The organism is Mesorhizobium qingshengii, assembly GCF_027563465.1.
In the GTDB taxonomy this organism is placed as follows: Bacteria; Pseudomonadota; Alphaproteobacteria; order Rhizobiales; family Rhizobiaceae; genus Mesorhizobium; species Mesorhizobium qingshengii_A.
Window position 1 is genome coordinate 308,736 of record NZ_JAPFQA010000006.1, and the last position, 26,803, is coordinate 335,538.

The following is a 26,803-nucleotide window of genomic DNA, read 5'->3' on the forward strand; positions in this document are numbered from 1 at the left end:
ACTGAGCCTGTACATGAGACCATTATATGATCGGCTTCACACTTCTTTCTCGATTGCCCTTTGGAAATTCGGCAGTTTAATTAGATAATAGAAGTCTAGAAGGCCTGTTGCCACGAGCGCGAATAGCTCGCCCATGTCGGATCGATCGGCGGTTCGGTTCTTTGGCCTTCGCCTCGTGCCGCTACCGGGCCCGATGCGAGCAGCGCGGCACCGATGCTGGTGCCGGTGGCGGCCTCCGAAGCGACAACGGCGCGCACTGTCGCTGCCGCCAGCATGCCGACAAAGAGCCGGTTGCGGGCAAAGGGACCTTCGACAATGGTCGGACCGTCGGCGCCGATCAGGTCAAGGCAGGTCGCCGTCATCAGCGCCAGATAGAACGAGATGGCGGCAAAGCGCTGGCCGCTATTCATGTTGTCAGCGTTGAGCCAAGTCGCGGCCCGATGCGGGAACGGCCCGGAACCTTGCTGGGTCGATGGCAGCAGCAACGTCTTTCGCGCCAGCAAGGCGCCGACGTCATCTTCGGTCCACGTCTCCGGCTGGCCTTCGGTCAGCACGGAGAACTCGCGGCCGCCCATGAAGCGGGCCGAGGGGACGGGATTGCCGAGTGCGTTGACATTGACCAGCGTGTCGCGCGCGGCATCCAGAACAATCTGTTTGCCGCCGACCGCCATCGACACCACCCAGGTGCCGGTCGAGACCACAGAGAAGGGCGGCGTGTCGGAGAGGAGATGCGGCAGCAGCGAGGCGTTGGAATCGTGCAGGCCACAGAAGACCGGCGTTTGCGGATCAAGGCCGGTTCGCGCGGCAAGCGCGGGCAGGATCGGGCCGAGCCGGTCCTTGGCCGGTCGTACCGGCGCCATCAGACGGCGCCACTCCAGGCTGTCGACCAATGATGAAAAATCCGCTGCCCACGGGTTCCACAGATCGGTGTGGCAACCGAGCGATGTCACCTCGTTGACGGCGACGCCGGTCAGCCGCAGGGCCCAGTATTGCGGATACATCAGCACCGCGGCGGCCTTGGCGAACTCGGCCGGAAAGGTTTTCTGCTGCCAGAAGAATTGCGCGCCGAGATTGAGGCCGAGCGGCAGGCGCGGCGTGCCGGTCTCGGCAAAAGGCGGACGGATCGCGTCATAGTCCGCCGCCAGCCTGTCGGGACCATCGAATTCGTAATCGAGGACCGGCAGCACCAGCTCGCCCGAGGCACCGATCAGCGCCCCCGTCGCGCCATGGGTGGTGATCGATATGGCGTCGATGCGCTGTTCGCGGTTGAGGCCGGCAAGGCTGTCAAGGATGAACGTCCACAAGGCCTCGACATCGTGATGCGGGTAAGGTGCCTGCCGAACCGGCGCATTCGCCATGCGGCGCAGCGCCACCTCGCTCGACGTGGCGAGGTCGACCAGCGCCACCTTGGCGTTGGTCTTGCCGATGTCGATGACGGCGATGTGGCGCATCGCGCTCATGCCATGTGGAACACGGTTTCCAGCGGCACGGCCACCGGCTCGTTGTCCGGCTTGGTCTCCATGAGGTCGGCCATGTGTGCCCACCAGCGCTGCATCACCGGATGCTTCGGCAGATCGTCCATGCCACGGTCGTCCCGCCGCCACAGCACGCCGAACAGAGTGCCGGTCTCTTCGTCGAGATGGATGGAGTAGTCGGAGACGCCGGCCTGCTTGAGCAATGCGACCAGCGACGGCCAGATCTCGTCGTGGCGCTTTTTGTACTCGGCCTTCATGCCGGGCTTGAGCATCATCTTGAACGCGTATTTCTGCGGCATCAGCGTCCTCCGCGCAGCCGCCGCCAGACGATCGGCAGCGCGATGACGATGATCAGGAGCAGGCCGATGAAGATCGACATGACGATGCCGGGCACGTTGAGCAGGCCGAGCCCGAAAGTCACCAGCCCCATGATGAAGGCGGCGAGCACGACGCCGAGGATGCTGCCGGCCCCGCCGAGAATGCTGACACCGCCGAGCACCACCATGGTGATGACTTCGAGTTCATAGCCCTGCGCGATCGACGGTCGCGTCGAGCCGAGCCGCGAGGTGATCAGCACCGAGGCGATGCCTGACATCAGCCCGGTCAGGCAGAACAGGGTGAATTTGATGCGGCCGACGCGCACGCCGGAAAACTGTGCCGCCACCGGGTTGTTGCCGATGGCAAAGACGCGGCGCCCGAAACTCGTCCGGTGCAGCACGAACCAGTAGACGACCGCCGCGACCAGGAAGAGCACCAGTTCGAACGACACCACCCACCAGACATAGCCCTGGCCAAAGAAGGCAAAGCTTTCGGGATAGCCCTTGTAGGCCTGGTCGCCGAGGATGATGAAGGCGATGCCGCGAAACAGGCTCATCGTGCCGATGGTGACGACGATGGATGGCAGGCCAAGCCTCGTGACGAGCAGCCCGTTGAAGGCGCCGCAGCCGAGCCCGACGACGATGCCGATCAGCACCAGCACTGGTGTGCCGGCGCCGGCCTGCACCGCCATTCCCATCATGGTCGAGGCAAGTGCGATGATCGCGGCGACCGACAGGTCGATCTCGCCCGAGATGATCAGCAGCGCCATGGCGAAGGCTATCAGACCCTTCTCGGTGAAATTGAAGGTGAGATCGGACAGCGAATAAGGGTCGAGGAAGTAGGGCGAAGCGAAACTGTTGATGGCGAAGATGGCGACCGCCACCACGACCAGCAACGCTTCCCAGGAAAAGATCGCCGAACTGAACGGTCTGTCGAGTCGGTCAGGAATGTGGCGCGGGGCAGGGGTGCTGGTGATGTCGGTCATGCTTCGACACCCTTCGAACTTTGGCGCCGAGAGCGGGTCGCCAGCGTTGCGGCCATCCTCCCCGTCACTATACGGGGAGAAGGTGCCGGCAGGCGGATGAGGGGCGGCACAAACGTTGCAGGCAGGCTTGTTGCGAGCGGCAACAAGCCGACCATCTTCGTAAAATGGAGAAGACGCTCGGTCATGCCGCCTCCATCTTTCTCAGGATGATGCGGCCCTGCTGGCGTTCGCCGCGCGCGTTGAGCACGACAGCGAGGATGATGGCGCTGCCCGAAATCGCCATCTGCCAGAAGGGCGAGATGTTGATGACCGGCAGCGCGTTGGAGATGATGCCGAGGAACAGCGCGCCGAGCACCGCGCCGCCGACCGAGCCGATGCCGCCGGCGATCGAGATACCGCCGATAACGCACGCGGCGATGATGTTGAGCTCATAGCCGTTGGCGACCTCGACCGAGGCGATCACATAACGCGAGATCCAGAGATAGCCAGACAGGCCGCCGATCATGCCGGAGATGCAGAAGACGATGAATTTCGTCCGGCCAACATCGATGCCCGCATAGACCGACGCCGTCGGGTTGACGCCGATGGCGTAGATCGAGCGGCCGAGCGCGGTGCGTGTCATCAGGATGAAGAACAGCGCGATGACCAGGATGGCGATCCACGACAGCACCGGAATGCCGAGGAAGGCCGCACGCTGAAAGCCGATGAAGTCCGGGCTCATCTTGTCGGCATTCACCCAGGCGCCGCCTGATATGACGAAGGTGGCGCCGCGGTAGATGGTGAGCGTGCCCAATGTCACCACGATCGAAGGGATGTTCAGCCGCCAAACCAGCAGGCCGTTGATGGCCCCGAGCACCAGGCCGACGACCAGCGCGATGACGATCAGCAGCGGGATCGGGATTGCCGGATGCGCCGCGTTCAGCATCGCCACCACCATGCCGGTGAAGCAGAGGTTGGACGCCATCGACAGATCGATCGAACGGGTCAGGATGACAACCATCTGGCCCAGCGCCAGGATCATCAGGATCGAGGTGTCGTTGAACACCTGACGCAGATTGCCGGGGTCGGCAAAGGCCGGGAAGCGCGTCGAGATCAATCCGATCAGCACGACGATGGCCGCGAGCAGCCAGATTTCGCGGTATTTCAAGAAAGCCTTCATGCCGCGATCCCCGCTGCCGTCCTGACCAGTGTCTCGGCATCCAGTTCTTTGTTGTCGTAGACCGCCGCGACGAGGCCTTCGCGCATGACGACGACGCGGTCGGACATGCCGAGGATTTCAGGCAGTTCCGACGACACCATGATCACCGACAGGCCTTGCGCCACCAACTCGGCCATGAAGCCGTGCACGGCGGCCTTGGAGCCGATGTCGATACCCTTGGTCGGTTCGTCCAAGATGATCACCTTGGGCGCCGTCGCCAGCCATTTGGCGATGACGATCTTCTGCTGGTTGCCGCCCGACAGCGTGCCGACATCCTGGCTCAGCGAAGAGGCCCGCAGATCGAGCCGCTCGGTGTAGGAGCGGGCGAGCGAAAACTCCTCCGCCAGCCGCAACAGGCCCGATCTGGAGGTGCGCTTGAGCGAGGGCAGCGAGACATTCTGGAAGATCGGCAGGCCGATCACCACGCCCTGCTTGCCGCGCTCCTCGGGCACATAGACGATGCCGGCATCGATGGAATCCGCCGCCGATTTCGGCGCGATGGTCTTGCCTTCCAGCGTGATCGTGCCGCCTGACGTGCGGGTGATGCCCGATATTGCCTGCATGACCTCGCTGCGCCCGGCGCCGACAAGGCCGTAGAAACCGAGGATTTCGCCCTTGTGCAGTTCGAAACCGATGTCGTTGAACTCGGTCGGATGCGACAGGCCGGAGACGGTGAGCACCGGCGCGCCGATCTCGGCCTTGCGTTGCGGAAAGATGTGATCGACCGAGCGGCCGACCATCATGCGCACGATCTGGCTCTGGCCGGCATCCCTGATCAGGCCTTCGCCGACCATCTCGCCGTCACGGAACACCGTGTAGCGGTCGGCGATGCGGTAGATCTCGTCGAACTTGTGGCTGATGAACAGGATCGCCTTGCCTTCGCTCTTGAGGAATTCGATGAGCAGGAAAAGCTCCTCGATCTCCTTCATCGAAAGGGCGGCGGTCGGCTCGTCCATGATGACGATCTGCGCATCGATCGACATGGCGCGTGCGACGGCGACCAGATGCTTGTTGGCGATGCCCAGGTCCTTCAACCGCGCGTCGGCGCCGATGTGGCCGGCATGCATGGTGTCGAGAACTTCGCGCGCATCTTTGCGCATCGTGCGCCAGTCGATGGTGCCGAAGCGCGTGCGCGGCGCGTGGCCTAGAAAGATGTTTTCGGCGACCGTCAAATCATCGAACAGCACGGTTTCCTGATGGATGGCGGTGACGCCATGGCCGAAGGCGGCGTGCGCGCTGGGCAAGGTGACGGCCTGGCCGTCGATGCTGATGGTGCCCGCGTCGGGCTGGTAGATGCCGGTCATGATCTTGACCAGCGTCGACTTGCCGGCACCGTTTTCGCCGATGAGTGCCGTCACCTGCCCCGGATAGAGCGACAGGCTGACATTGTGCAGTGCGCGCACGCCGGGAAAGCTCTTCGAGATGCCGGACAGCGTCAGGCGTGGAGCCGTCTTACCCTCCCCCTTGTGGGGAGGATCGCGAACATCGTGAGCGGGGTGGGGGTTGTCTAGCATATCAAGGTCCTGGTGCGTGAAGATGTCGCCACCCCCACCCCGTCTCGCCGGTTTTGCTTCGCAAGACCGCCTCGCCGACCCTCCCCGCAAGGGGGAGGGTGCAAGCGCCCTAGATCAATAGATCTTGGAGAACTTCTCGATGTTGGTCTTGTCGAACTGGAAGGGCGGAGCCATCGCAGCCGAGTTGGTGTCGTCGAGCGTCACCTTGCCGACGCGGCCGATCGACAGCGTCGCGCCGGGCTTGGCCTCTTCCTTCTTCACCGCCAAATCGTGGGCGAGGTAGACGGCGGAGTAACCGAGGTCGATCGGGTTCCACAGGGCCACGGCCTGGCTGGCGCCGTTGTCGATGAACTTCTTGAACTCGGACGGCAGCGCCAGGCCGGTGACATTGACCTTGCCGATCAGGTTCTCGTCGGTGACGACCTGGGCAGCGGCAACGACGCCGACGGTGGTCGGCGCGATGATCGCCTTGAGGTTCGGATAGGACTTCAACAGGCCCTTGGCTTCGTCCGTGCTCTTGGCCGAATCGTCATCGCCGTAGACGGTGGCGACGAGTTTGATCTTGGGGAACTTCTCCGGCAGGATTTTCTTGGCCGCGTCGATCCAGGCGTTCTGGTTGGTCGCGGTGGAGGAGGCCGACAGGATGGCGACGTCGCCGCCTTCCGGCAGGTAGTCGGCGGCGAGCTTGATGATGGTCTCGCCGATCAGGCCGGTGTCGGATGGGTTGAGATGCAGCTGCCGGCCTTCCTTGGCGACACCCGAATCCCAGGAGATGACGGTGATGCCGCGCTCCATGGCCTTCTTCAGCACCGGCACCAGCGCGTCGGCGTCATTGGCCGAAATGGCGATGGCGTTGACCTTCTGGGCGATCAGCGAATTGACCACTTCGATCTGCGCTTCGGCTGTCGCCTTGGTCGGGCCGGTGTAGATGATGTCGACATCGCCGAGTTCCTTGGCCGCCTCTTCGGCGCCCTTGTTGGCGGCATCGAAGAAGCCGTTGCCGAGCGACTTCACCACCAGCGCGATCTTGACGTTCTCGGCATAGGCGGCATTCACGAACACGGCGGCCGAAAACGCCGCCGTAACCATCAATTTCTTCAAGAAGCTCATCGAATATCCTCCCTTGAGCGTTGCATTCCATCGCCGCTGCGGGCGTGAGTTGGCCTCAGGCCTGCAGTGAAGATTCTTCCTTGTTGGTTGCCGACTTGCGGGCGACGATCAGCGTCACGCCCGCGGTCTCCAGCATCTTGGCTTCGCGATCCTCGATGCCGTCATCGGTGATGACGGTGGCGATGCGCGACAGGCCGCACAGGATCAGGCTGGAGCGTTTGCGGAATTTCGAGGAATCGACCAGCACCACCAGTTCGTCGGCCTGGTCGATCAGTTTCTGCTCCGCCTGGATCAGCAGCGGGTCGCCTTCCATCAGGCCGAGCGGTCCGAGCCCTTGCGCACCCATGAACATGCGGCGGGCGTAGAAATTGCGCGTCACGTCATTGTCGAAGGGCGACAGGATGATGTTCTGCTCGCGGTAGATCGTGCCGCCCGACAGCATCACCGTGTTCTTGGAGTGCTTGAGCAAATGCTCGGCGATCGGGAAGGAATTGGTAAAGATCGGCATGCGGCGGCCGGTCAGGAAATGCACCATCTGGAACGTGGTGGTGCCGCCATTGATGATGATCGGCTCGCCATCCTTGCAAAGCTCGACCGCTTCGCGGGCGATCGCCCGCTTCTGCGAAGCATTGATTGTCTCATTGACGGAAAAGGGCCGTCCGGCGAGGCCGATGAACTGCGGCGGCGAGATTGCTTCGGCGCCACCGCGCACCCTGCGCAGGCGCTTCTGGACGTGGAGAGCCGCGATGTCGCGCCGGATCGTCGCCTCGGAGGACTCCGTCAGGTCGACCATCTCCTGCACCGTCACCACAGGCTTTTCCTGGACGGCGGACAAGATGATCCTGTGGCGCTCTTTTTCGTGCATGGTTCCTCCCTGCCTGAGCATCTAGGCACCCAAAACGCGCAGTGTCAATCATTTCCGATCATATAATTTCATTGTGCAGTGCAATATGATCGATATTGATCGTTTGTGATTGACAAGCTGGGCGCTTCCGTGGAAATTCGAGGCCAAATGGGCCGCACCGTTTGCGTGCCTTCGGGAGGATTACCTATGCTCGACAAGCGCACCGGCGCGCGCCTCGCCAATCTGTGGGACGAGGCCAAGGCTCAAGCGATGAACGAGCCGGAACGGCTCGTCTACCGCTCGAATGTGCTTGGCTCCGACAAGCGCGTCACCAACTATGGCGGCGGCAACACGTCCTCGAAGATATGGCAAAAAGACCCGCTCACCGGCGACAACGTCGAAGTGCTTTGGGTCAAGGGCTCGGGCGGCGACAGCGCCTCGATCAAGCTCGACGGCTTTGCCACGCTGTACATGGACAAATTGCGCGCGCTGAAGAAGCTTTATCGCGGCCTGGCGCATGAAGACGAGATGGTCGGCTTCCTGCCGCACTGCACCTTCAACCTCAATCCGCGCGCGGCCTCGATCGACACCCCGCTGCATGCCTTCGTGCCGAAGCCTTTTGTCGATCACATGCATCCCGACGCCATCATCGCCATTGCAGCCGCCAAGGATTCCAAGGCGCTGACCAGGGAGATCTTCGGCGACGCCATCGGCTGGCTGCCATGGAAGCGTCCGGGCTTCGAACTCGGCCTGTGGCTGGAGAAATTCTGTCTCGAACATCCCGCCGCCAAGGGTGTCATTCTCGAAAGCCACGGCTTGTTCACCTGGGGCGACACCCCTCGGGAATGCTACGAGACGACGATCTCGGTGATCAATCAGGCGATCGAATGGTTCGAGCGCCGGTCAGAGGGCCTCCCCATTTTTGGTGGCGAGGTGGTCAAGTCGCTCGATGTCGCGGCACGCCGGGCCATCGCCGCCAAGCTGATGCCCAGGATTCGCGGCCTGATCTCGGAAAAGAGCCACAAGCTTGGTCATTTCGACGACCAGCCCGCCGTGCTCGAATTCGTCAACTCCAAGGATTTACGCCCGTTGGCGGCACTCGGCACGTCGTGCCCGGACCATTTCCTGCGCACCAAGATCCGGCCGCTGGTCATCGAGTTCGATCCGGCAAAGCCTGATGTCGATGCGGTCATTGCCCGGCTCGCCGACGACATTGCCGCCTATCGTGTTGGCTATCAGGCCTACTACGACAGCTGCAGGCATGCGGACTCGCCCGCCATCCGCGATCCCAATGCCGTGGTCTATCTGATGCCCGGCGTCGGCATGTTCACCTTCGCCGGCGACAAGGCGACGGCGCGCATCTCGGGCGAATTCTACGTCAACGCCATCAACGTCATGCGCGGCGCTTCCACCGTCTCGTCCTATGTCGGCCTGCCCGCGCAGGAAGCCTTCGACATCGAATACTGGCTGCTCGAGGATTTGAAGCTGCAGCGCATGCCGAAGCCGAAGACGCTCGCCGGCCAGATCGCGCTGGTCACCGGCGGCGCCGGCGGCATCGGCCGCGCGACGGCCAACCGGCTGCTGCGCGAGGGCGCCTGCGTCGTGCTGGCCGATATCGACGAGGCAGCGCTCGCCAGCGCAAATGACGAACTGGCCAAGGCCTACGGCAAGGATTTCGTGCGGCCGGTGGTGATCAACGTCACATCGGAGGACCAGGTCATCTCCGGCTTCGCCGACACGGCGGTCGAGTTCGGCGGCATCGACATTCTGGTGTCGAATGCGGGTCTCGCCTCCTCGGCGCCGATCGAGGAGACGACGCTGGCGCTGTGGAACAAGAACATGGACATCCTGTCGACCGGCTATTTCCTGGTCTCGCGGGAAGCGTTCCGGCTGTTCCGGGTGCAGAAGATCGGCGGCAACGTCGTCTTCGTCGCCTCCAAGAACGGCCTCGCCGCATCGCCCAACGCCGCCGCCTATTGCACGGCCAAGGCCGCCGAGATCCATCTGGCGCGCTGCCTGGCACTGGAAGGGGCGGAAGCGCAGATCAGGGTCAATGTCGTCAATCCGGACGCCGTCCTGCGCGGCTCGAAGATCTGGACCGGCGAATGGAAGGAACAGCGCGCCGCCGCCTACAAGATGTCGACCGACGATCTGGAGGAGCACTACCGCTCACGCTCGATGCTGAAGCGTTCGGTGTTTCCCGAAGACATCGCCGAAGCGATCTATTTCTTCGCTTCCGACATGTCGGCCAAGTCCACCGGCAACATCATCAATGTCGACGCCGGCAACGCGCAGAGCTTTACGCGGTAGTATCTTACCCTCCCCCTTTTGGGGAGGGTCGGCAGGCAGTCGCCGCGAAGCGGTGATTGCTTGCCGGGGCGGGGGTCCCCCCACCCGGCCCTGCGGGCCACCCTCCCCACAAGGGGGAGGGTAAAGCTGCATTTTGGGAGGAAACCTGAGTGTCCGAAGCCATTATCTCCGCCGACGTCGTGGATAAGAACAATGCCGCGCGCAAGGCCAACCTCGAGCGCGACTACGCCTCCCTTGGCGAACGGCTCGACCGTCGCGGCATCGCCATCGATGCCATCCGCGACAAGGTCGAAAAATTCGCGGTTGCCATCCCGTCCTGGGGCGTCGGTACCGGCGGCACCCGCTTTGCCCGCTTTCCCGGCGCCGGCGAGCCGCGCGACATCTTCGACAAGATCGAGGACTGCGCCGTCATCCAGCAATTGACCCAGGCGACGCCGACCGTCTCGCTGCACATTCCGTGGGACAAGGCCGATCCGAACCGGCTGAAGCAGGCCGCCTCGCGTTTCGGCCTCGGCTTCGACGCCATGAACTCCAACACTTTCTCGGATGCCAGGGACCAGAAACTCTCCTACAAATTCGGCTCGCTGTCGCATGCCGACGCCGGCACGCGCCGGCAAGCGGTCGAGCACAATCTCGAATGCATCGAGATCGGCAGGACCCTGGGCTCCAAGGCGCTGACGGTATGGATCGGCGACGGCTCGAACTTCCCCGGCCAGGTCAATTTCGCCAGGGCTTTCGAGCGCTATCTCGACGCCATGAAGGAGATCTATGCCGGACTGCCCGCCGACTGGAAGCTGTTCACCGAGCACAAGATGTACGAGCCGGCCTTCTATTCCACCGTCGTGCAGGACTGGGGCACCAATTACCTGATTGCGAAGGAACTGGGCGACAAGGCATTCTGCCTGGTCGACCTTGGCCACCATGCGCCCAACGTCAACATCGAGATGATCGTGTCGCGGCTGATCCAGTTCAAAAAACTCGGCGGCTTCCATTTCAACGATTCGAAATATGGCGACGACGATCTCGACGCCGGTTCGATCGATCCTTACCGGCTGTTCCTCGTCTTCAACGAACTGGTCGATGCCGAACTGTCGGACGCCGAGGGTTTTGATCCGGCGCACATGCTCGACCAGAGCCACAACGTCACCGATCCGATCGAAAGCCTGATGCTGTCGGCGGTCGAGGTGCAGCGCGCCTATGCACAGGCGCTGCTGGTCGACCGCAAGGCGCTGGAAGGCTTCCAGGACGGCAATGACGCGTTGATGGCGACGCAGACGCTGAAAGCCGCCTACCGCACCGATGTGGAGCCGATCCTGGCCATGGCGCGGCTGAAGCGTGGTGCCGCCATCGATCCGATCGCCGCTTACCGCGCGGCGGGCTACCGCGCCAAGGTCGCGGCGGAACGCCCGGCGGTCGCCGGCGGCTCCGGCGGCATTGTGTAGGCAAACTCTGATCCGATATTGCCTCACCGGTCTGCTTCGTGAGGTGGCCATTTTGTGAATGGACTCGATTGGACCGAGAGGGTCTTCTAGGCGTCCCCCGCCCGGAGAACCCGCCATGCATCCCACCCGTCGGACATTGATCGCCGCCAGTCTTTCCATCGCCTTTGCCCTCGCGCCATTGACGAGCATCTTCGCGGCTTCACCCGCGCCGGTGAAGGGCGAGCATGGCATGGTGGTGACGGCCCAGCATCTGGCGTCGGAAGTCGGCGTCGAGGTCCTGAAGAAGGGCGGCAATGCCGTCGATGCGGCGGTCGCCGTCGGCTATGCACTGGCCGTCGTTTACCCCAACGCAGGCAATATCGGCGGCGGCGGCTTCATGACCATCCGTTTCAAGGATGGCAAATCGACCTTCCTCGATTTTCGCGAGCGCGCGCCACTGGCGGCGACCAAAACCATGTATCTCGACAAGGACGGCAACCCGGTGAAGGGCGCCAGCCTGGATGGCTATCTCGCCGTCGGCGTGCCTGGTTCGGTGGCTGGTTTCGAGACGGCGCGCGAAAAATATGGCACCTTGTCCAGACAAGACCTGATGGCGCCGGCGATCAACTATGCCAAGGACGGGTTCATCCTCGATCAGGGTGACACAGCCTCCTTTTCTGGCAGCGCCGCTCGGCTGGCCAAGGATCCCGCCGCAGCCGCTATCTTCCTGAAGCCGGACGGGAAGAGCTACGCCATTGGCGATCGCCTCATCCAGCCCGACCTTGCCGCCTCGCTCGCCGCCATTTCAGAAAAAGGCCCTGATGCGTTCTACAAAGGCGCCATTGCGGACGCCATCGTCAAGGCGAGCGGCGCCAAGGGCGGCATCCTGGCCAGGCAGGATTTCGAGCAATACGCGGTGCGCGAACTGAAACCCGTGACCTGCTTCTATCGCGGCTACGAGGTCACATCCTCGCCGCCGCCGAGCTCCGGTGGCGTCATCATCTGCGAAATCCTCAACGTGCTGGAGGGCTATCCGTTGTCCTATCTCGGCGCCGGTTCGGCCGAGACCGTCCATGTCATGGTCGAGGCGATGCGCCATGCCTATGTCGACCGCAATTCGGCGCTCGGCGATCCCGATTTCGTCGACAATCCGGTCTCGAAACTTCTGGACAAGACCTATGCCAAGGACATTCGCGACAGGATCGACCCGTTCCGGGCTGGCGTGTCGCAGGATCTGATGCCGAAGGGTTTTGGCGAGTCGAAGGAGACCACGCATTATTCGATCATCGACAATGACGGCAACGCGGTCGCCGTCACCTATACGCTGAATGGTTCCTTCGGCGCCGGCGTCGTTGCCGATGGCACCGGCATCCTGCTCAACAACGAGATGGACGACTTCACCCAGAAGCCCGGCGTGCCCAACCTCTATGGTCTGGTTCAGGGCGAGGCCAACGCCATCCAGCCGAAAAAGACGCCCCTGTCATCGATGAGCCCGACAGTCGTGGCAAAGGATGGCAAGCCGTTCATGGTCATAGGCAGCCCGGGGGGCTCGCGCATCATCACCATCACGCTGGAAGCCATCGTCAACGTCATCGACCACGGCATGAACATCCAGGAGGCGATCGACGCGCCGCGCATCCACCACCAGTGGTTGCCTGACACGGTTTACATCGAGCCGTTTGGACTTTCGCCCGACACCGAAAAGCTGCTCGCCGGCATGGGCTACCACCTCGATCCAAGCAGCACGACCTGGGGCCAGGCGGCCGGCATTTTGGTCGGCGGCAAGAGCCTGGCTGAAATCGAGAAGGGTGGCGGCGCCCGTTACAACGGCGCCATCGACAGCCGCGCCGCATCCGGCGAGGCGCTGGGATATTAGGATCGGAAAAGCTGGAGCGCGGCGATTCGGGTTGATCGCCCGCTGCTCCAGCGGATCGTCACAAGACCAGCGTGATGGTCGACGCAACCAGCATCAGGGCCGCGATGCCGACGAACAGCGCATAGATGCGTGGCCGGTCGAGCAGCAGCGCGTTTCCGGATATCCAGGCTGATGTGGCGCCGCCAAGTGCATAGAGGAAGCCGTTACGGTGCCCGAAGCTCATCGATGCCGCCATCAGCCCGCCAATGATGAGCGCGCCGAACACGATGATCACCGCGACGGCGTACTTCTCGAAATCGTTGCCGCTTCCCATGCTTGGACCGATCGCGTTCAACGTCGAAAGGTCGTCCGGGTCGAAGGGGCTGGTCGACCCATATTCGTCTTGACCGACAGGCTCTCGCATCATTCGTTCTCCGTATAGCGGCAACAAATCATCAAGCCTTGCCGAGCGCAACCCGATCGCGCTGCCCGCGATGCGTTCGGCGCGGTCTTCAACATCTTCCGACGGAAGCCTGCCGCCTGCTTTTTGATCCGTGCCCGATCGTCTTTTAGACTCAGGCAACGCCAGGGCGCGCCTGCCTGAAGGCGACCGTACACCACTATCATGGCGCCTGTTCGTGGAAGAAAGATGATGCCGGGTGGGTTCGGCTGCCCCGATGGAGATTTTCGGTGAGGCGTGACGTCGCACAGGGGCCGTGACGGGCCGAATCGCCCTTGCGACAAGCGTCGATAGCGTACCGGGCCGCGCCTGATCGCTGCCCAGGACGCATAGCGTCGTCGTGGCATGCCGGCGAAAACCATATGTCGATCCTGCCGGTGACAACCACGCGGTCCAGGGCAGCGATTGCGGTACATGGCTCGGGCTAGGCGCCTCCGGCCCGAAGCTCTGAAATCACCCGTTCCTGCCTCGCGGCCCTATCCGCGGTCATTGCGCCAAAGCGCAGGGCGCAGCGAAATATTCCCCCCGGCGCGACGTGAACCAGGCGGCCTCTTTGCTTCGCCGCGAGATAGCCGTCGGGTTCGGCGGTCGCCGGCAGCACGAGGCCGAGTGCGTCCTGGTCGGCGCCGCGCGTGATCCAGCGAACGGCATAGTTGAGTTCCGCCGGGCGAAAGCTGACGAAATCCGCGGTCTGGTCCGGATGGACCTGCAAGGCGTGCGCCCAACCCTCGGCGTCCGCCCCCGCTTTCATCGTCAGCACGAGTTCGGGGTCTATGGGCTCGCCTTTGGTCAGCATGCGATGCCGCGACGGGTCGGCGACAATGGCGTCGCGGTAGGCAAGGTAGCTTTCGCTCGGTTTGAAAAAGGCTGGAAGCACCTGGCGCACGACGATGTCGGCGCGATCGTCGGCCACGCTGTCCACCAGAAGTCCGCCATCCGCCGGCCTGAAATTGATGTGCGCTAGGTACATCAGTTCCATGGGCGAGCGCTTCCGGTTCTCGATGACGATGTCGACAGCCACGCTGGTGGCATCGCGCTGCAGCAGCACGGTCGGCTTCATCACATAATCGTGGCTGAAGGCGACGGTCTGGCGGCAGCGCCCGGTCAGGGCCATGAACGGCCCTTCGGAATTGTCCCCGACTATGAGTTGCACATCTGTGTAGGGCGCATTGGGCAGGTCGCCGTGAAGCGGGTGGCTGTCGTTCGGCCCCGGGTTTCCCATCGCTGTCGCACCGCAGTGAAGGAAGAACGCGCCGTAGTTGGAGAGATAGTCGCGGGTGGCGACCGGCTCGTCGAACATCGAGCGCATGGTCAAGGAGCGGCCGAGGAACGTCGCGTCCCAGATTTGCTGCCCCTGGAACGGCAGCATGACGATTTCGCCCTTTTCGCTGCTGATCCGAAGACCGGCGACGCCAGACCGGAAGCGAAAGGCCCTGGCGACGAGGCCGGCATATCGCGCGACGACCGTTTCCGACGGGCCAAACTGCTCCGGCACGAGGTCGATGAGAACGTGATCTGAATGCTCGGGGGACATTGTTTCGATCTCCCCGCTGCGTCCGGGTTACGTGGACTCGCCGATAGTCGCAGGAAACGCCCGGAAATCAACGGCAACGCGCCAGACATGCCGCTGCATGACTGTGACCCCTGTCTCCGGTATGAACCGTAACCCATGTGTCCAGAATGGACCCGGAGGGTGATGGTGCCCAGAGGCGGATTCGAACCACCGACACGCGGATTTTCAATCCGCTGCTCTACCAACTGAGCTATCTGGGCCTGTTCCGGCAAACGAAATTTCGTGCACCGGATTTCATGGGATCGCCGTCGGCGCCCCTTGAAAGCGCGTGGGTTATAGCACGGGAATTCGGCCTGTCCAGCGCTTAGGTGGCGATTTCAGACAGGAAAAGAGATGCGGTGCAGCGGGCCGGTTCCATGCTGCTTCTCCAGTCGGAAAGGCGCGCGGCATGGTGGTATTTCGGCCATTGGCGTCCTTTTCCGGTGCCGCCATCGCGGCCCGCAATGACGTGGCCGGTCTCTTGGCCGACGATTGAGGCGTCCCGTTCGCGCTGCCGGGCAAGCGCATGGTCATCGAGCTATCTGGCGCCGGACACGCCTCTGCGAAAATCGGACGGCGACATGCCGGCCAGCTTGCGGAACGATTTGTTGAAGGCGCTGAGCGAGCCGAAGCCTGAGTCCATGGCGACGCGCAGCACATTGGCGTCCTGATGCATCAGCATCGCCTGCGCGTAGCTCAGCCGCAACAGGTTGACATATTCGTTCAGCGTCATGCCGGTCGATTTCTTGAACAGGCTCATGGCGTATTTGGGATGGATGTCGGCGGCGGCCGCGATGTTCATGCAATCGATGTCGTAGAGGAAGTTCTCGGCGATGAAATCGCACATGCGCCCGACATTGCGCGACGACTGCTGATCGAAGGGACTGCCCGTTTCCTGCCCGGCCGCGGTTTCCGGTACCAGCCGATAAGGTTCGAACCGCACCCGCTCCAGCCGCAGCAGCAATTCGTTGACGGCGTGTTCTGCCTTGGCCTGGTCACCAGACCGGGCGTAGCGGTTCCAGCGCTCGAAATTATTGTGGTCGGATTGGTCGGTGGCGCCGCTCACCAGCGTTGCGCCCGTCATCAGCCGATGCCTTATATCCGTGGGCAGGTGCAGCCGGAAGAAATGCACCAGCGGCAGATGCGCTCCAGCGTAGATGGCGTCGTCGGACAGATCGTCCATCTGGTGCGGCAGACCGCCCCAGAACAGGCACATCTCGCCGGCTGAAAGCGAAATCTCGTGGTCGTTCATGCGGTAATGCACGCTGCCGCGCACAATGAAATTCACCTCGACCTGGGCGTGCCAATGCGGTTTGAGCATCACCAGAGGAGCGGTGTGAAACATCTGCAACAGCAGCGGCAGGCCTTCCACGCTGCTGGCGCCAGGCTGGTAAAACGGCCGTTCCGGCATCTTACTTTCCGCCAATTTCATATTCCCTTTGACGGCGACAGGCCCTGCCCACTGCATAGTCTAGCCACGCTCACAGTGAGAGAGCAAATGAAATGGGAGGATTTCAATGCGCATCACAATGACCTGCGCCGCGCTCGCGCTTGCCCTGGGCTCAGCCCCGGCCTTTGCGCAATCCGGCGAAATCACCATCTGGAGCTGGAACATCGCCGCCTCATCGCTGAAGGCGACCATTGCCGGCTTCAACAAGCAATTCCCCGACGTCAAGGTGACGGTCCAGGACCTCGGCAACCAGCCGACCTATGACAAGTCGATCGCCGGCTGCGCCGCCGGCGGCGTCGGCCTGCCTGACATCGTCTCCATCGAGAACGGTGAGGCCGAGAACTACTGGAGCCAGTTCCCGGACTGCTTCGTCGACCTGCATACGCTGGGCTATACCGCACAGGATCAGGCGAAATTCCCCGATTTCAAGCGCACCGAGCTCGAAGTCGGCGACAAGGCCTATGCGATGCCATGGGATTCGGGGCCGGTTGCCGCGTTCTATCGCCGCGACTTCTACGAAAAGGCCGGCGTCGACCCGGCCTCGATCAAGACCTGGGATGATTTCATCGCTGCCGGCAAGAAGATCCAGGCCGCCAATCCGGGCGTCTCGATGACCAACGCCGATTTCAACGGCGACTCGGAATTCTTCCGCATGATCTCCAACGAACAGGGCTGCGCCTATTTCGCCGCCGATGGACAGTCGATCACGGTCAACCAGCCCAAATGCGTCGATGCCATGACCAAGGTCAAGGAGATGAAGGATGCAGGCATCGTTTCTTCCGCCGACTGGGGCACCAAGATCACCAACAACACGGCCGGCACCGTCGCCACCCAGATCTATGGCGGCTGGTATGAAGGCACCATTCGCACCGAATCGGCCGGTGAGAGCGGCAAATGGGGCGTCTATCTGATGCCGAGCCTCACCGCCGACGGGCCGCGCGCCGCCAATCTGGGTGGATCCTCGCTGGCCATCACGTCGGCGTCGAAGAACAAGGAAGCCGCCTACGCCTATTTGAAATACACGCTCGGAACCAATGAAGGCCAGATCACCATGCTGAAGGAATTCGGCCTCGTGCCCTCGCTGGTATCGGCGCTCAATGACCCCTACGTCTCGCAAGGTCTGCCCTACTGGGGTGGCCAGGCGGTGTGGAAGGACATTCTCGGCACCTTGCCCAAAGTCGTCCCCAGCCGTGGCACCCAGTTCCAGAGCGATGCCGAGATCATCGTTCGCGCGGTGCAGACCAAATATCTTGCTGGTGGCTATGCCGACGCCAAGGCAGCGCTCGACGATGCCGCGAACCAGATCGCCGCGGCGACCGGACTGCCGGTCAAGTCGTGATCCGGAGGTTCCTCTCCCCGGATCGGGACGGGGAGAGGGGCGCTCTCATCAATGGCTTCGCCAATCCCAATGTTGCAGGAAAGGCGCAGGCGTTGCGGCCATCTCCCTTCTCCCCGTCACCATACGGAGAGAAGGTGCCGGCAGGCGGATGAGGGGCAGCGCCGAGATCAACAGTTGATGCAGAATCCGCAGCCCTGCATTGGCTGGGGCATCGACACGGTACTCTCAACAGACACAAATCTGAAAGCACAACAAGCAGAGAAGAAGGAGGAGGAAGATGCGCAACCGCAACGCCACGGCCTATCGCTTCCTCACGCCCTATCTGCTGATCTTTGCCGTTTTCTGGGTCTGGCCGATCATCAGCTCGTTCCTGATCTCCTTCCAGGCGACGCGCACCGTGCCATGGCGGTTCGCGCCCGCCTTCAACTGGGGCCGGCTGATCGGCGATCCGGCCTTCTTCAACGCGCTGAAGAACACGCTGCTCATCCTCGTCATCCAGGTTCCGGTGATGATCGCGCTGGCCATGGTGATGGCGGTGCTTCTGAATTCGCCGCTGCTGAAGGCGAGGGGCCTCTACCGCTTCGCCTTCTTCGCCCCGGTCGTGGTCGGCGAGGTTGCCTATTCGGCGGTGTTCCGGCTGATGTTCAATCTCAATTTCGGCATCATCAACAAGCTCCTGAACAGCGTCGGCCTGCCCAGCATCGACTGGTTCTCCAACGTCACGCCGGCGATGGCATTGATCATGATCGCGGTGACCTGGCGCTGGGCCGGCTACAACGCCATCATCCTGCTCGCCGGCATGCAGTCCATTCCCGAAGATGTCTACGAGGCGGCAACACTCGACCGTGTCTCCAAGCTCAAGCAATTCTTCTTCATCACCCTGCCGCTCTTGAAGCCGGTCATCGTGTTCTGCCTCGTGCTGTCGATCATCGGCACCATGCAGCTGTTCACCGAGCCGTTCCTGATCACCGAGCGCGGCGGACCGGGTGGCGGCACCGAAACGCTCGGCCTGCTGCTCTACCGCCAGGGTTTTCGGTCGCTCAATTTCGGCTACGCCTCGGCCGTTGCCTACACCATGGCGGGGCTGGCGATCGCGATAACGCTGGTGCAACTGTGGCTGACGAGGGAAAAGCAATGAGTTCGCTGTCCGCCGCCCGCCTAAGACGCAGCATCGCGCTGCATCTCTTCCTCACGCCGCTGGCGCTGATCTGGCTGTTTCCGCTGTGGATGATGGTGGTGTTCTCCACCATGCCGGACAATGGCATCTTCAGCCCCGGCATCGAGCTTTTGCCGCATGGCAATTTCATCGACAATTTCAACAATCTGCAGCATGACACTGACTTCGTCGGCGCCATCGGCATTTCGGTCTCGGTGGCGGTGACCTATACCTTCCTGTCGGTGCTGCTGACGTCGATGGCCGGGTGGGCGCTGGCCCGTTACCAGTTCTTCGGCAAGGGCGCGGTTGTCGCCATCATTCTCGGCACCATCACGCTTCCCTACGCGGTGGTGCTGATCCCGCAATTCATCATGGTGGCGCGCGACTTCAAGCTCGCCAACACCTGGGTGGCGCTGATCGTGCCGCCGCTGTTCAATTCGCTCGGCGTGCTGTTCATGCGGCAGAGCTTCTCGATGATGCCGGACGATCTGTTCGACGCGGCGCGCGTCGAGGGGGTGAAGGAGTGGCGCATCTTCCTGTTCGTCGCGCTGCCCCTGGCGCGGCCGATGCTGGCGGCGCTTGCCATCATCCTGTTCCTCGCCTCCTGGAACAATTACCTGTGGCCGCTTTTGATCAACAGCCAGCCCGGTTCGATGACGGCGCCGGTGGCGCTCGGCACGCTGATCGGCCTCACCAAGGTGTCGTGGGGCGGCATCATGGCGGGCGCGGTGATGCTGACGGTGCCGATGCTGATCGTCTTCGTGCTCTTGCAGCGTCATTTCATCGCCGGCATCGCCGCCGGCGCCATCAAGTAGGATAGAACGAGATGAGGTTAGATTGGAACATTCCGCCCGGCCCTTCGGGTTTCCCGTCGGCGGGCACCCGCTGCGTCGAGCCGCTTGAGCGATGGAACCCCATCGCTCATCGCACCTCTCCTGGCGGATTGCCTCGCCGATCGGGAAACAGAATGATCCAATCTAACCTCATCTCGCTCTAGCATGGCGACTGTCACGCTCAACAAAGTCGTCAAGCGCTTCGGCGCCTTCGAGGTCGTCCATGGCGCCAATATAGACGTCAAGGACGGCGAGTTCGTCGTCTTCGTAGGCCCCTCCGGCTGCGGCAAGTCCACCCTGCTCAGGATGATCGCCGGGCTCGAGGATATCAGCGGCGGCGAAATCGCCATTGGCGGCAAGGTGGTGAACGATGTCGAGCCGGCCGACCGCGGCATCGCCATGGTCTTCCAGTCCTACGCGCTCTATCCGCACATGAGCGTCGAGCAGAACCTCTCTTTCGGGCTGCGCATGACCGGCAATCCCAAGGCCGACACCGAACGGCGCGTGAAGCGCGCGGCCGAGATCCTGCGCATCAGCGAATTGATGGACCGGCGTCCGCGAAAACTCTCCGGCGGCCAGCGCCAGCGTGTCGCCATCGGCCGCGCCATCGTGCGCGAGCCGCAGGTGTTCCTGTTCGACGAGCCGCTCTCCAATCTCGACGCCGAGCTGAGGGTGCAGATGCGGATCGAGATCGCGCGGCTGCACAAGGAGCTCGGCGTCACGATGATCTATGTCACGCACGACCAGACCGAGGCGATGACGCTGGCCGACAGGATCGTCGTGCTCAATGCCGGCAACATCGAGCAGATCGGCGCCCCGCTCGATCTCTACGACGATCCGGCCAACCGCTTCGTCGCCGGCTTTGTCGGCTCGCCGAAGATGAATTTCATGGCGGCTAAGGTCGTCGCAACGGAGAAGGACGCGGCGGTGGTCGAGCTTCTCAACCACGGCGGAGCCCGGCTGCGCAAATCGCTTTCGAGCGCGCCGCCTGCTGTCGGCGCGGATGTCGTTCTCGGCGTGCGGCCGGAGCATTTCTGCGAGGCCGGCGAGGGCGACTGCGACATACCGGTCCGGGCCGACGTTGCCGAGCATCTCGGCTCGGTAAGCTATGTCTATGCCAATGCCGGACCGGAGGAACTGATCATCGAGCGCGAGGCCTCGCGGCAGCGGGCGAGCGGCGATCATCTGGTGGTCTCGATCAAGGCCGGCCGGTCGCTTCTCTTCGACACATCAGGTGCACGGATACGCTGATGCATGTCGCCCAAAAGTGCACAGCGGTTCTGGGGCAACGACATGCATGAACCAGGACGCATGTCGCCCAAAAGTGCGCAGCGGTTCTGGGGCAACGACATGCATGAAACCCAAACTTTTCTTTGCCCGGTCGCAATGCGTCGTGGCGATTCAGGGAGATCCAAATGAATTCCGAACCAGGAAAAATCCGCTGGGGCATCCTCGGACCGGGCGGCATCGCCAAGGCCTTCGCGGGCGGCGTCGCTGGCTCGCGCAACGGCGTGCTCGCCGCCATTGGCGCGCGCAACCCCGGCAAATCAGGCCTCGCCGAGGCCTTCCCTGGCGCACGCATCCTCAACGGTTATGATGCGCTGCTCGCCGATCCCGACATCGATGCCGTCTACATCTCGATTCCGCATCCCGGCCATGCGCAATGGGCGATCAGGGCGGCGGAAGCGGGAAAGCATGTGCTGTGCGAAAAGCCGCTTGGGCTGACCGCCTTCGAGGCCGACGCCATGATCCATGCGGCGCGCAAGGCCGGCACCTTTCTCGGCGAGGCCTTCATGTACCGGCTGCATCCACAGACGCTGAAGCTGGTGGAATTGATCAGGTCCGGCATCATCGGCGACATCAGGATGATCAAGTCGAGCTTCGGCTTTGCCATGCCGGGCGTCATGCCGGAGCACCGGCTCTATGCCAACGATCTCGCCGGCGGCGGCATTCTCGACGTTGGCGGTTATCCCGTGTCGATGGCGCGGCTGATTGCCGGGGCGGCGGCGGGACTTCCCTTCGCCGAGCCGGACAAGGTGGTTGGCGCGGCCCATCTCGGCCAGTCCGGCGTCGATGAATGGGCCTCGGCGCTGCTGCACTTTACCGGAGGCATCGTCGCCGAGGTCTCCTGCAGCATTTCGCTCAACCAGGACAATGTGCTGCGCATCCTCGGCACCAAGGGCCGCATCGAGGTGCCGGACTTCTGGTTCGCCGGCGGCGACCGCGATGTCGGCCTCGGCCGGATCGACGTGATCGGCGCCGACGGCAACCGCGAGACCATCAGCGTCAACGAGAAGCGCCATGTCTATTCTTTCGAGGTCGACGCCGCCGGAGATGCCATCCTCGCCGGGCGGCAGGAGTTCGCCTGGCCGGGCATGGCGTGGGCCGACAGTCTCGGCACCTTGCGTGTGCTCGACCGATGGCGCGCGGCGGTGGGGCTGGAGTACGAGATCGAGAAGGCCCCGCTGCGCACCAACACCATCTCTGGCCGGCCTTTGCGGTCCGGCGGCGCGGCGATCGGCAAGCGCACGATTCCGGGCCTGCCGAAGCCGGCGTCGGTGGTGGCGCTCGGCTTCGAGGATTTCCGCACCTTCTCCTCGGGGTCGATCCTGCTCGATGCCTTCTTCGAGGCCGGCGGCAATCTGTTCGACACCGGCTATGTCTATGGCGCCGGCTATACCGAGACGCTGCTTGGCGGGTGGTTGAAGAACCGTGGCGTGCGCGAGCAGTCGGTGATCATCGCCAAGGGCGCGCATACGCCGCTCTGCTATCCCGACGTGATCGGCAAGCAGCTTGCCCAGTCGCTCGACCGGCTGCAAACCGATCATGTCGATATCTATTTCATGCATCGCGACAATCCGGACGTGCCGGTCGGCGAATTCGTCGATGCGATGGATCGCGAGGTCAAGGCGGGTCGCATCCGGGGTCCGTTCGGCGGCTCGAACTGGACGATGCAGCGCATGGACGAGGCGATTGCCTATGCCGAGCGCACCGGCAAGCAGAAGCCCGGCGCGCTCTCCAACAATTTTTCGCTGGCCGAAATGCTGGAGCCGATCTGGCCGGGTTGTGTCACCTCGTCCACCGATGACTGGAAGGCCTGGCTGGCCGCCCGGCAGATGCCGAATTTCGCCTGGTCGAGCCAAGGCCGAGGCTTCTTCACCGACCGCGCCGGGCGCGACCGGCGCGACAGCGAGGAGCTGGTGCGGGTCTGGTATTCGGAGCGCAATTTCGGCCGCCGTGACCGGGCAATCGAACTTGCCGCGAAGCTGGGCAAGAGCCCGATCCATATTGCACTGGCCTATGTGCTCAATCAGCCCTTCCCATCCATTCCGCTGATCGGACCACGCACGCTGGATGAGCTCGACGACAGCCTGCAAGCACTAGATGTCGTGCTCTCACCCGACGACCTGAAATGGCTGGACGGAGCCGGCTAGGGCCATTTCGGCAACGATCATGCCGGAAGGCGCAGATACTTGGGCAAAGCGCGGATACCTGAGTAAAGGCGCGGATACCTGAGTAAAGGAAGGTCACCGTACGGACGGCCACACGCCGGCGCCGCGCTGCTGTTGGTGCAGTGGGACTGCAATGCCGACCGTCAATCGAGGAATGTGTACAGCGCCGAAATTCGTCCCTCACTAACAACGATGACGTCGAGACCTGTAATACGTTTCGAATCGTTCTGGGGGCCGAAGCTCCAAGCAAGACGTCCCGCGTCCAGAAGGACCTGGCATTCGCCGAGTTCGGCAAACTCGAAGTCTGGCATCATCTCGAGCAGAGCACTCACGGCCCGATCGAGCGCCAGCCAGCCGACGTGGCGGGCGTGAGAATCCGAGAAAACGCAGTCGGGGGAGAAAATCTGCTGGATCGCGGCCAGGCGGCGCGTTTTGTCGCGCTCTCCAAAGACTTCGTGGAGATTTCGCTTGGCAAGTGTCTCAATTGAGTTGGGCATGGCGACTTCCTGTCGACTGGCTGATAGTCGGTTTCGATGCGCTTGTTGGTGCGTTTGACAACCGATGCCAGACGACCCACGACCGCGGCCCTCTGACCGCTGGCCATCACGTCCTCGATGTCCACGCTCTCCTTGGTTGATCAGCTCTCGCGTGCCACGGAAGAAATCCGCGACGCTCTGGCGACCCTTTTGCTTGCCGATCCACGGTAGCACCCCATCGTCCCCCTGTCTTTCGAAGACCACATCTTTGGCAAAATCCCCGGCGATGGCGTCCGGATCTTCTCCGGTGCCGACCGTATCCAGAATGGCGTGATCATCAGCCAACTCGGCCGCGCGAATTTCGACGACATATCGAGTGAATGCCTGGGCAACGGAAGTTCGCCAGGCGGGAGGCTTCACTTCGGATCGTCTTCGCCCGACACCTTGGCGCCGCGCCTGGCCGGGGTTCTCATGCTGGCGTACATGCCGGTGGTGCGGAACTGGCTGGGCGTGATGCCGTAGCAGCGTCGGAAGACCTTCGAAAAATAGTTCGCGTCCTCGAAACCGCAAAGGATGGCGACTTCCTTCACCGGCAGGAAATCGGCCTTGGTCAGCAGCTTCGCCGCGCGCTGCAGGCGCTGCTGCAGCACGAACTCAGCCGGCGGCAGCCCTTCGCTTTCGGCGAAACAGCGTGAGAAATGGGCTCGGCTCAGGCCACTGATCTGGACGAGGTCCGCCACCGGCAGCGGCCCGTCGAGATTGGCATTGATGTGATCGATGACCGGCTGCATGGCGCTCTGTTTATCGGCAAAGGCATGTGAGCCGAACACATCGTCATAGAGCGCCATGGCAGCCTCGTAGGCAACGGCGGAAGCAGCACCCGGCGAAGCGGCTCCCTTGATGAGGCGCAGGCTGCAATCGGCAAGATGATCGATCGTCGCCGGCTGCAGCCGAAACACCGGACCCGAGGTGCCGAGGATCGATTTGTGGATGCGCAGCGCCTCCTCGCCGTTCATCGAGATCCAGAAATATTCCCAGCGCTCGTCCCTGGCCAGCCAGTAGCGGTGGTTGTGCGGCACCAGCACAAGCAGGGTGTCGTTCTTCTGCAGGCGATAATCGCGATTCTCGTAGCGCAGCCGGCCGGTTCCGCTGATCGTGTGCTGGAGCACGGTGAACGGTGTCTGGCCGCGCCTGCGTCCGTCCCAGTCATAGGTTTCGTCCTCGCGCACCTCATAGCCCGTGCTCGTCGGCATGGCATGCAGTCGCTGGCCGCCGCGTGGCAGCGAGATCGTTCGCATGGATTGTCCGTTGGCTATCAAATCCTGCAGCACAAAATTACCCTTGAAAGCATAATCCTTCTCTGGTCGCGCTCACGAATAAGCGCATAATCGCCCACGAAAAGCGAGAGAGATCCGCAGGCGAGGAGCGGATAGGGAGGTTGGCAGGCCGGAATCAGGCTTGTCCCGCACACATGTCATCGCATGGGGCTGCAATCCACTCCTGTCATTTCCTGCCTGTCATTCGAACAAAATGAGGTGCGGCTGATGAGTTTCAAAATCGCTATCATCGGTGCCGGCAGCGTCGGCTTCACCAAGAAGCTGTTCACCGACATTCTGTGCGTGCCCGAATTCAAGGATATCGAATTCGCGCTCACCGACGTCAGCGAGCACAATCTTCAGATGATCAAGGCGATCCTCGACAGGATCGTCGAGGCAAACGCATTGCCGACCAGGGTGACGGCGACGACTGAGCGCCGCAAGGCGCTCGAAGGCGCACGCTATGTCATCAGCTGCGTGCGGGTCGGCGGCCTCGAAGCCTATGCGGACGACATCCGCATTCCCCTCAAATATGGCATCGACCAATGCGTCGGCGACACGATCTGCGCCGGCGGCATTCTCTATGGCCAGCGCAACATTCCGGTGATCCTGGATTTCTGCAAGGACATACGCGAGGTCGCCGAGACGAACGCCAAATTCCTCAACTATGCCAACCCGATGGCGATGAACACCTGGGCGGCGATCGAATACGGCAAGGTCGACACGGTGGGCCTCTGCCACGGCGTCCAGCACGGCGCCGAGCAGATCGCGGAGGTTCTGGGCGCGAAGTCCAGGCGGGAGCTCGACTATGTCTGTTCCGGCATCAACCACCAGACCTGGTTCATCGACCTGCGGCTCAACGGCCGCAAGATCGGCAAGGACGAGCTGGTTGCGGCCTTCGAGGCGCATCCGGTTTACTCGCAGCAGGAAAAGCTGCGCATCGACGTCTTGAAGCGCTTCGGCGTCTATTCGACCGAAAGCAACGGCCATCTTTCCGAGTATCTGCCCTGGTACCGCAAACGCCCCGACGAGATCACGCGCTGGATCGACATGTCCGACTGGATCCATGGCGAGACGGGCGGCTATCTCCGCTACTCCACGGAAACCCGCAACTGGTTCGAGACGGAATATCCGCAATTCCTCGAAGCGGCATCGAAGCCGATCGATCCTTCGAGGCGCTCGAACGAGCATGCCAGCCACATATTGGAGGCGCTGGAGACCAACCGCGTCTATCGGGGGCACTTCAACGTCAGGAACAATGGCGTGATCACCAATCTGCCGCAGGACGCCATCATCGAGTCGCCCGGTTTCGTCGACCGTTTCGGCATCAATATGGCTGCCGGCATCACGCTGCCGGAAGCCTGCGCCGCCACCTGCACCGCCTCGATCAATGTGCAGCGCATGTCGGTGCATGCCGCGATATCAGGCGACATCGATCTCTTGAAGCTTGCCGTGCTGCATGACCCGCTGGTCGGCGCGGTTTCGACCCCGGAGGAGGTCTGGCAGATGGTCGACGAAATGGTCGTCGCCCAGGCAGCATGGCTGCCGCAATATGCCCATGCGGTTCCGGCCGCCAGGGAGCGGCTGTCGACATCGGCGGTGAAGACCCGCGAGTGGGCGGGCGCGGCGCGGCGCAGCGTTCGCTCGATCGACGAATTGCGCGCCGAAAAGGCGCTGAAACAGGCGGGCTGAAATCTCATGCGCGGCGACGGGCCTGCGGGAGGCAGGTTCGCCGCGAC

21 protein-coding genes and 1 tRNA gene are annotated in these 26,803 nt (G+C 62.6%); 9 read left to right on the plus strand and 13 right to left on the minus strand.

Annotation, left to right across the window (positions count from 1 at the left end; all coding sequences use genetic code 11):
• Positions 1-95: 95 nt before the first annotated feature.
• From OOJ09_RS16680 to OOJ09_RS16710, 7 genes are all read right to left on the minus strand, one after another.
• Positions 96-1,460, minus strand: a complete 1,365-nt coding sequence (locus tag OOJ09_RS16680; protein ID WP_269906222.1) for an FGGY-family carbohydrate kinase — start codon at positions 1,458-1,460, stop codon at positions 96-98.
• Positions 1,457-1,774 carry an L-rhamnose mutarotase gene (gene rhaM / locus OOJ09_RS16685; RefSeq protein WP_269906223.1) on the minus strand — a complete coding sequence of 106 codons (318 nt, stop codon included), beginning with the start codon at positions 1,772-1,774 and terminating at the stop codon, positions 1,457-1,459. The genes OOJ09_RS16680 and rhaM overlap by 4 nt, the downstream gene beginning before the upstream one ends.
• A complete protein-coding gene (locus tag OOJ09_RS16690; RefSeq protein ID WP_420107517.1) occupies positions 1,774-2,769 on the minus strand; it encodes an ABC transporter permease in 996 nt (331 codons plus the stop codon). Before OOJ09_RS16690 ends, rhaM begins: the two co-directional genes overlap by 1 nt.
• 190 nt (positions 2,770-2,959) lie before the next feature.
• Positions 2,960-3,937 carry an ABC transporter permease gene (locus OOJ09_RS16695; RefSeq protein WP_269906225.1) on the minus strand — a complete coding sequence of 326 codons (978 nt, stop codon included), beginning with the start codon at positions 3,935-3,937 and terminating at the stop codon, positions 2,960-2,962.
• Complete coding sequence (locus OOJ09_RS16700) at positions 3,934-5,490, minus strand: sugar ABC transporter ATP-binding protein (protein ID WP_269906226.1); 1,557 nt, start codon at positions 5,488-5,490, stop codon at positions 3,934-3,936. The genes OOJ09_RS16695 and OOJ09_RS16700 overlap by 4 nt, the downstream gene beginning before the upstream one ends.
• 114 nt (positions 5,491-5,604) lie before the next feature.
• On the minus strand, positions 5,605-6,600 hold the full coding sequence (gene rhaS, locus OOJ09_RS16705) for a rhamnose ABC transporter substrate-binding protein (protein ID WP_269906227.1): 996 nt from the start codon (positions 6,598-6,600) through the stop codon (positions 5,605-5,607).
• Between the two features lie 55 nt (positions 6,601-6,655).
• A complete protein-coding gene (locus OOJ09_RS16710; RefSeq protein ID WP_256753955.1) occupies positions 6,656-7,465 on the minus strand; it encodes a DeoR/GlpR family DNA-binding transcription regulator in 810 nt (269 codons plus the stop codon).
• A gap of 186 nt (positions 7,466-7,651) precedes the next feature.
• Between OOJ09_RS16710 and OOJ09_RS16715 the strand changes: the two genes are divergently transcribed.
• The 3 genes from OOJ09_RS16715 (at position 7,652) to ggt (ending at position 13,051) form a co-directional block, all read left to right on the plus strand.
• The gene (locus OOJ09_RS16715) at positions 7,652-9,754 is read left to right on the plus strand and encodes a bifunctional rhamnulose-1-phosphate aldolase/short-chain dehydrogenase (RefSeq protein WP_269906228.1); all 2,103 of its coding nucleotides are present in this window, start codon (positions 7,652-7,654) and stop codon (positions 9,752-9,754) included.
• A gap of 149 nt (positions 9,755-9,903) precedes the next feature.
• Positions 9,904-11,196: an L-rhamnose catabolism isomerase gene (gene rhaI / locus OOJ09_RS16720; RefSeq protein WP_269906229.1), complete on the plus strand. Its 1,293-nt coding sequence runs from the start codon at positions 9,904-9,906 to the stop codon at positions 11,194-11,196.
• 115 nt (positions 11,197-11,311) lie between these two features.
• Complete coding sequence (ggt, locus tag OOJ09_RS16725; protein WP_269906230.1) at positions 11,312-13,051, plus strand: gamma-glutamyltransferase; 1,740 nt, start codon at positions 11,312-11,314, stop codon at positions 13,049-13,051.
• A gap of 58 nt (positions 13,052-13,109) precedes the next feature.
• Here ggt and OOJ09_RS16730 read toward each other — a convergent pair whose 3' ends face one another.
• The 4 genes from OOJ09_RS16730 to OOJ09_RS16745 all read right to left on the minus strand — a co-directional run bounded on the left by OOJ09_RS16730 (position 13,110) and on the right by OOJ09_RS16745 (position 16,474).
• Entirely contained in the window at positions 13,110-13,457 is a 348-nt protein-coding gene (locus OOJ09_RS16730) for a hypothetical protein (RefSeq protein WP_333474471.1), read from the minus strand.
• A gap of 457 nt (positions 13,458-13,914) precedes the next feature.
• Entirely contained in the window at positions 13,915-15,024 is a 1,110-nt protein-coding gene (locus OOJ09_RS16735) for a DUF4432 family protein (RefSeq protein WP_269906232.1), read from the minus strand.
• A 163-nt stretch (positions 15,025-15,187) separates the two neighbouring features.
• Positions 15,188-15,263 (minus strand) — tRNA-Phe (locus OOJ09_RS16740).
• A gap of 317 nt (positions 15,264-15,580) precedes the next feature.
• On the minus strand, positions 15,581-16,474 hold the full coding sequence (locus OOJ09_RS16745) for a helix-turn-helix domain-containing protein (protein WP_269906233.1): 894 nt from the start codon (positions 16,472-16,474) through the stop codon (positions 15,581-15,583).
• Positions 16,475-16,559: 85 nt separating this feature from the next.
• Between OOJ09_RS16745 and OOJ09_RS16750 the strand changes: the two genes are divergently transcribed.
• The 5 genes from OOJ09_RS16750 to OOJ09_RS16770 all read left to right on the plus strand — a co-directional run bounded on the left by OOJ09_RS16750 (position 16,560) and on the right by OOJ09_RS16770 (position 23,254).
• Positions 16,560-17,831, plus strand: coding sequence for an ABC transporter substrate-binding protein (locus OOJ09_RS16750; RefSeq protein WP_269906234.1), 1,272 nt, complete (start codon positions 16,560-16,562; stop codon positions 17,829-17,831).
• A gap of 277 nt (positions 17,832-18,108) precedes the next feature.
• Positions 18,109-18,969, plus strand: coding sequence for a carbohydrate ABC transporter permease (locus OOJ09_RS16755; protein ID WP_269906235.1), 861 nt, complete (start codon positions 18,109-18,111; stop codon positions 18,967-18,969).
• A complete protein-coding gene (locus OOJ09_RS16760) occupies positions 18,966-19,802 on the plus strand; it encodes a carbohydrate ABC transporter permease (RefSeq protein WP_269906236.1) in 837 nt (278 codons plus the stop codon). Before OOJ09_RS16755 ends, OOJ09_RS16760 begins: the two co-directional genes overlap by 4 nt.
• 183 nt (positions 19,803-19,985) lie before the next feature.
• The gene (locus OOJ09_RS16765; protein WP_269906237.1) at positions 19,986-21,071 is read left to right on the plus strand and encodes an ABC transporter ATP-binding protein; all 1,086 of its coding nucleotides are present in this window, start codon (positions 19,986-19,988) and stop codon (positions 21,069-21,071) included.
• Between the two features lie 164 nt (positions 21,072-21,235).
• A complete protein-coding gene (locus OOJ09_RS16770; RefSeq protein ID WP_269906238.1) occupies positions 21,236-23,254 on the plus strand; it encodes an aldo/keto reductase in 2,019 nt (672 codons plus the stop codon).
• A 161-nt stretch (positions 23,255-23,415) separates the two neighbouring features.
• Here OOJ09_RS16770 and OOJ09_RS16775 read toward each other — a convergent pair whose 3' ends face one another.
• Positions 23,416-24,168, minus strand: a complete 753-nt coding sequence (locus OOJ09_RS16775) for a hypothetical protein (protein WP_269906239.1) — start codon at positions 24,166-24,168, stop codon at positions 23,416-23,418.
• Positions 24,165-25,046 (minus strand): AraC family transcriptional regulator, encoded by an 882-nt coding sequence (locus OOJ09_RS16780; protein WP_269906240.1) that lies wholly within the window; start codon positions 25,044-25,046, stop codon positions 24,165-24,167. The genes OOJ09_RS16775 and OOJ09_RS16780 overlap by 4 nt, the downstream gene beginning before the upstream one ends.
• A gap of 246 nt (positions 25,047-25,292) precedes the next feature.
• Between OOJ09_RS16780 and OOJ09_RS16785 the strand changes: the two genes are divergently transcribed.
• Positions 25,293-26,756 (plus strand): alpha-glucosidase/alpha-galactosidase, encoded by a 1,464-nt coding sequence (locus OOJ09_RS16785; RefSeq protein ID WP_269906241.1) that lies wholly within the window; start codon positions 25,293-25,295, stop codon positions 26,754-26,756.
• The last annotated feature ends 47 nt before the right edge of the window (positions 26,757-26,803 follow it).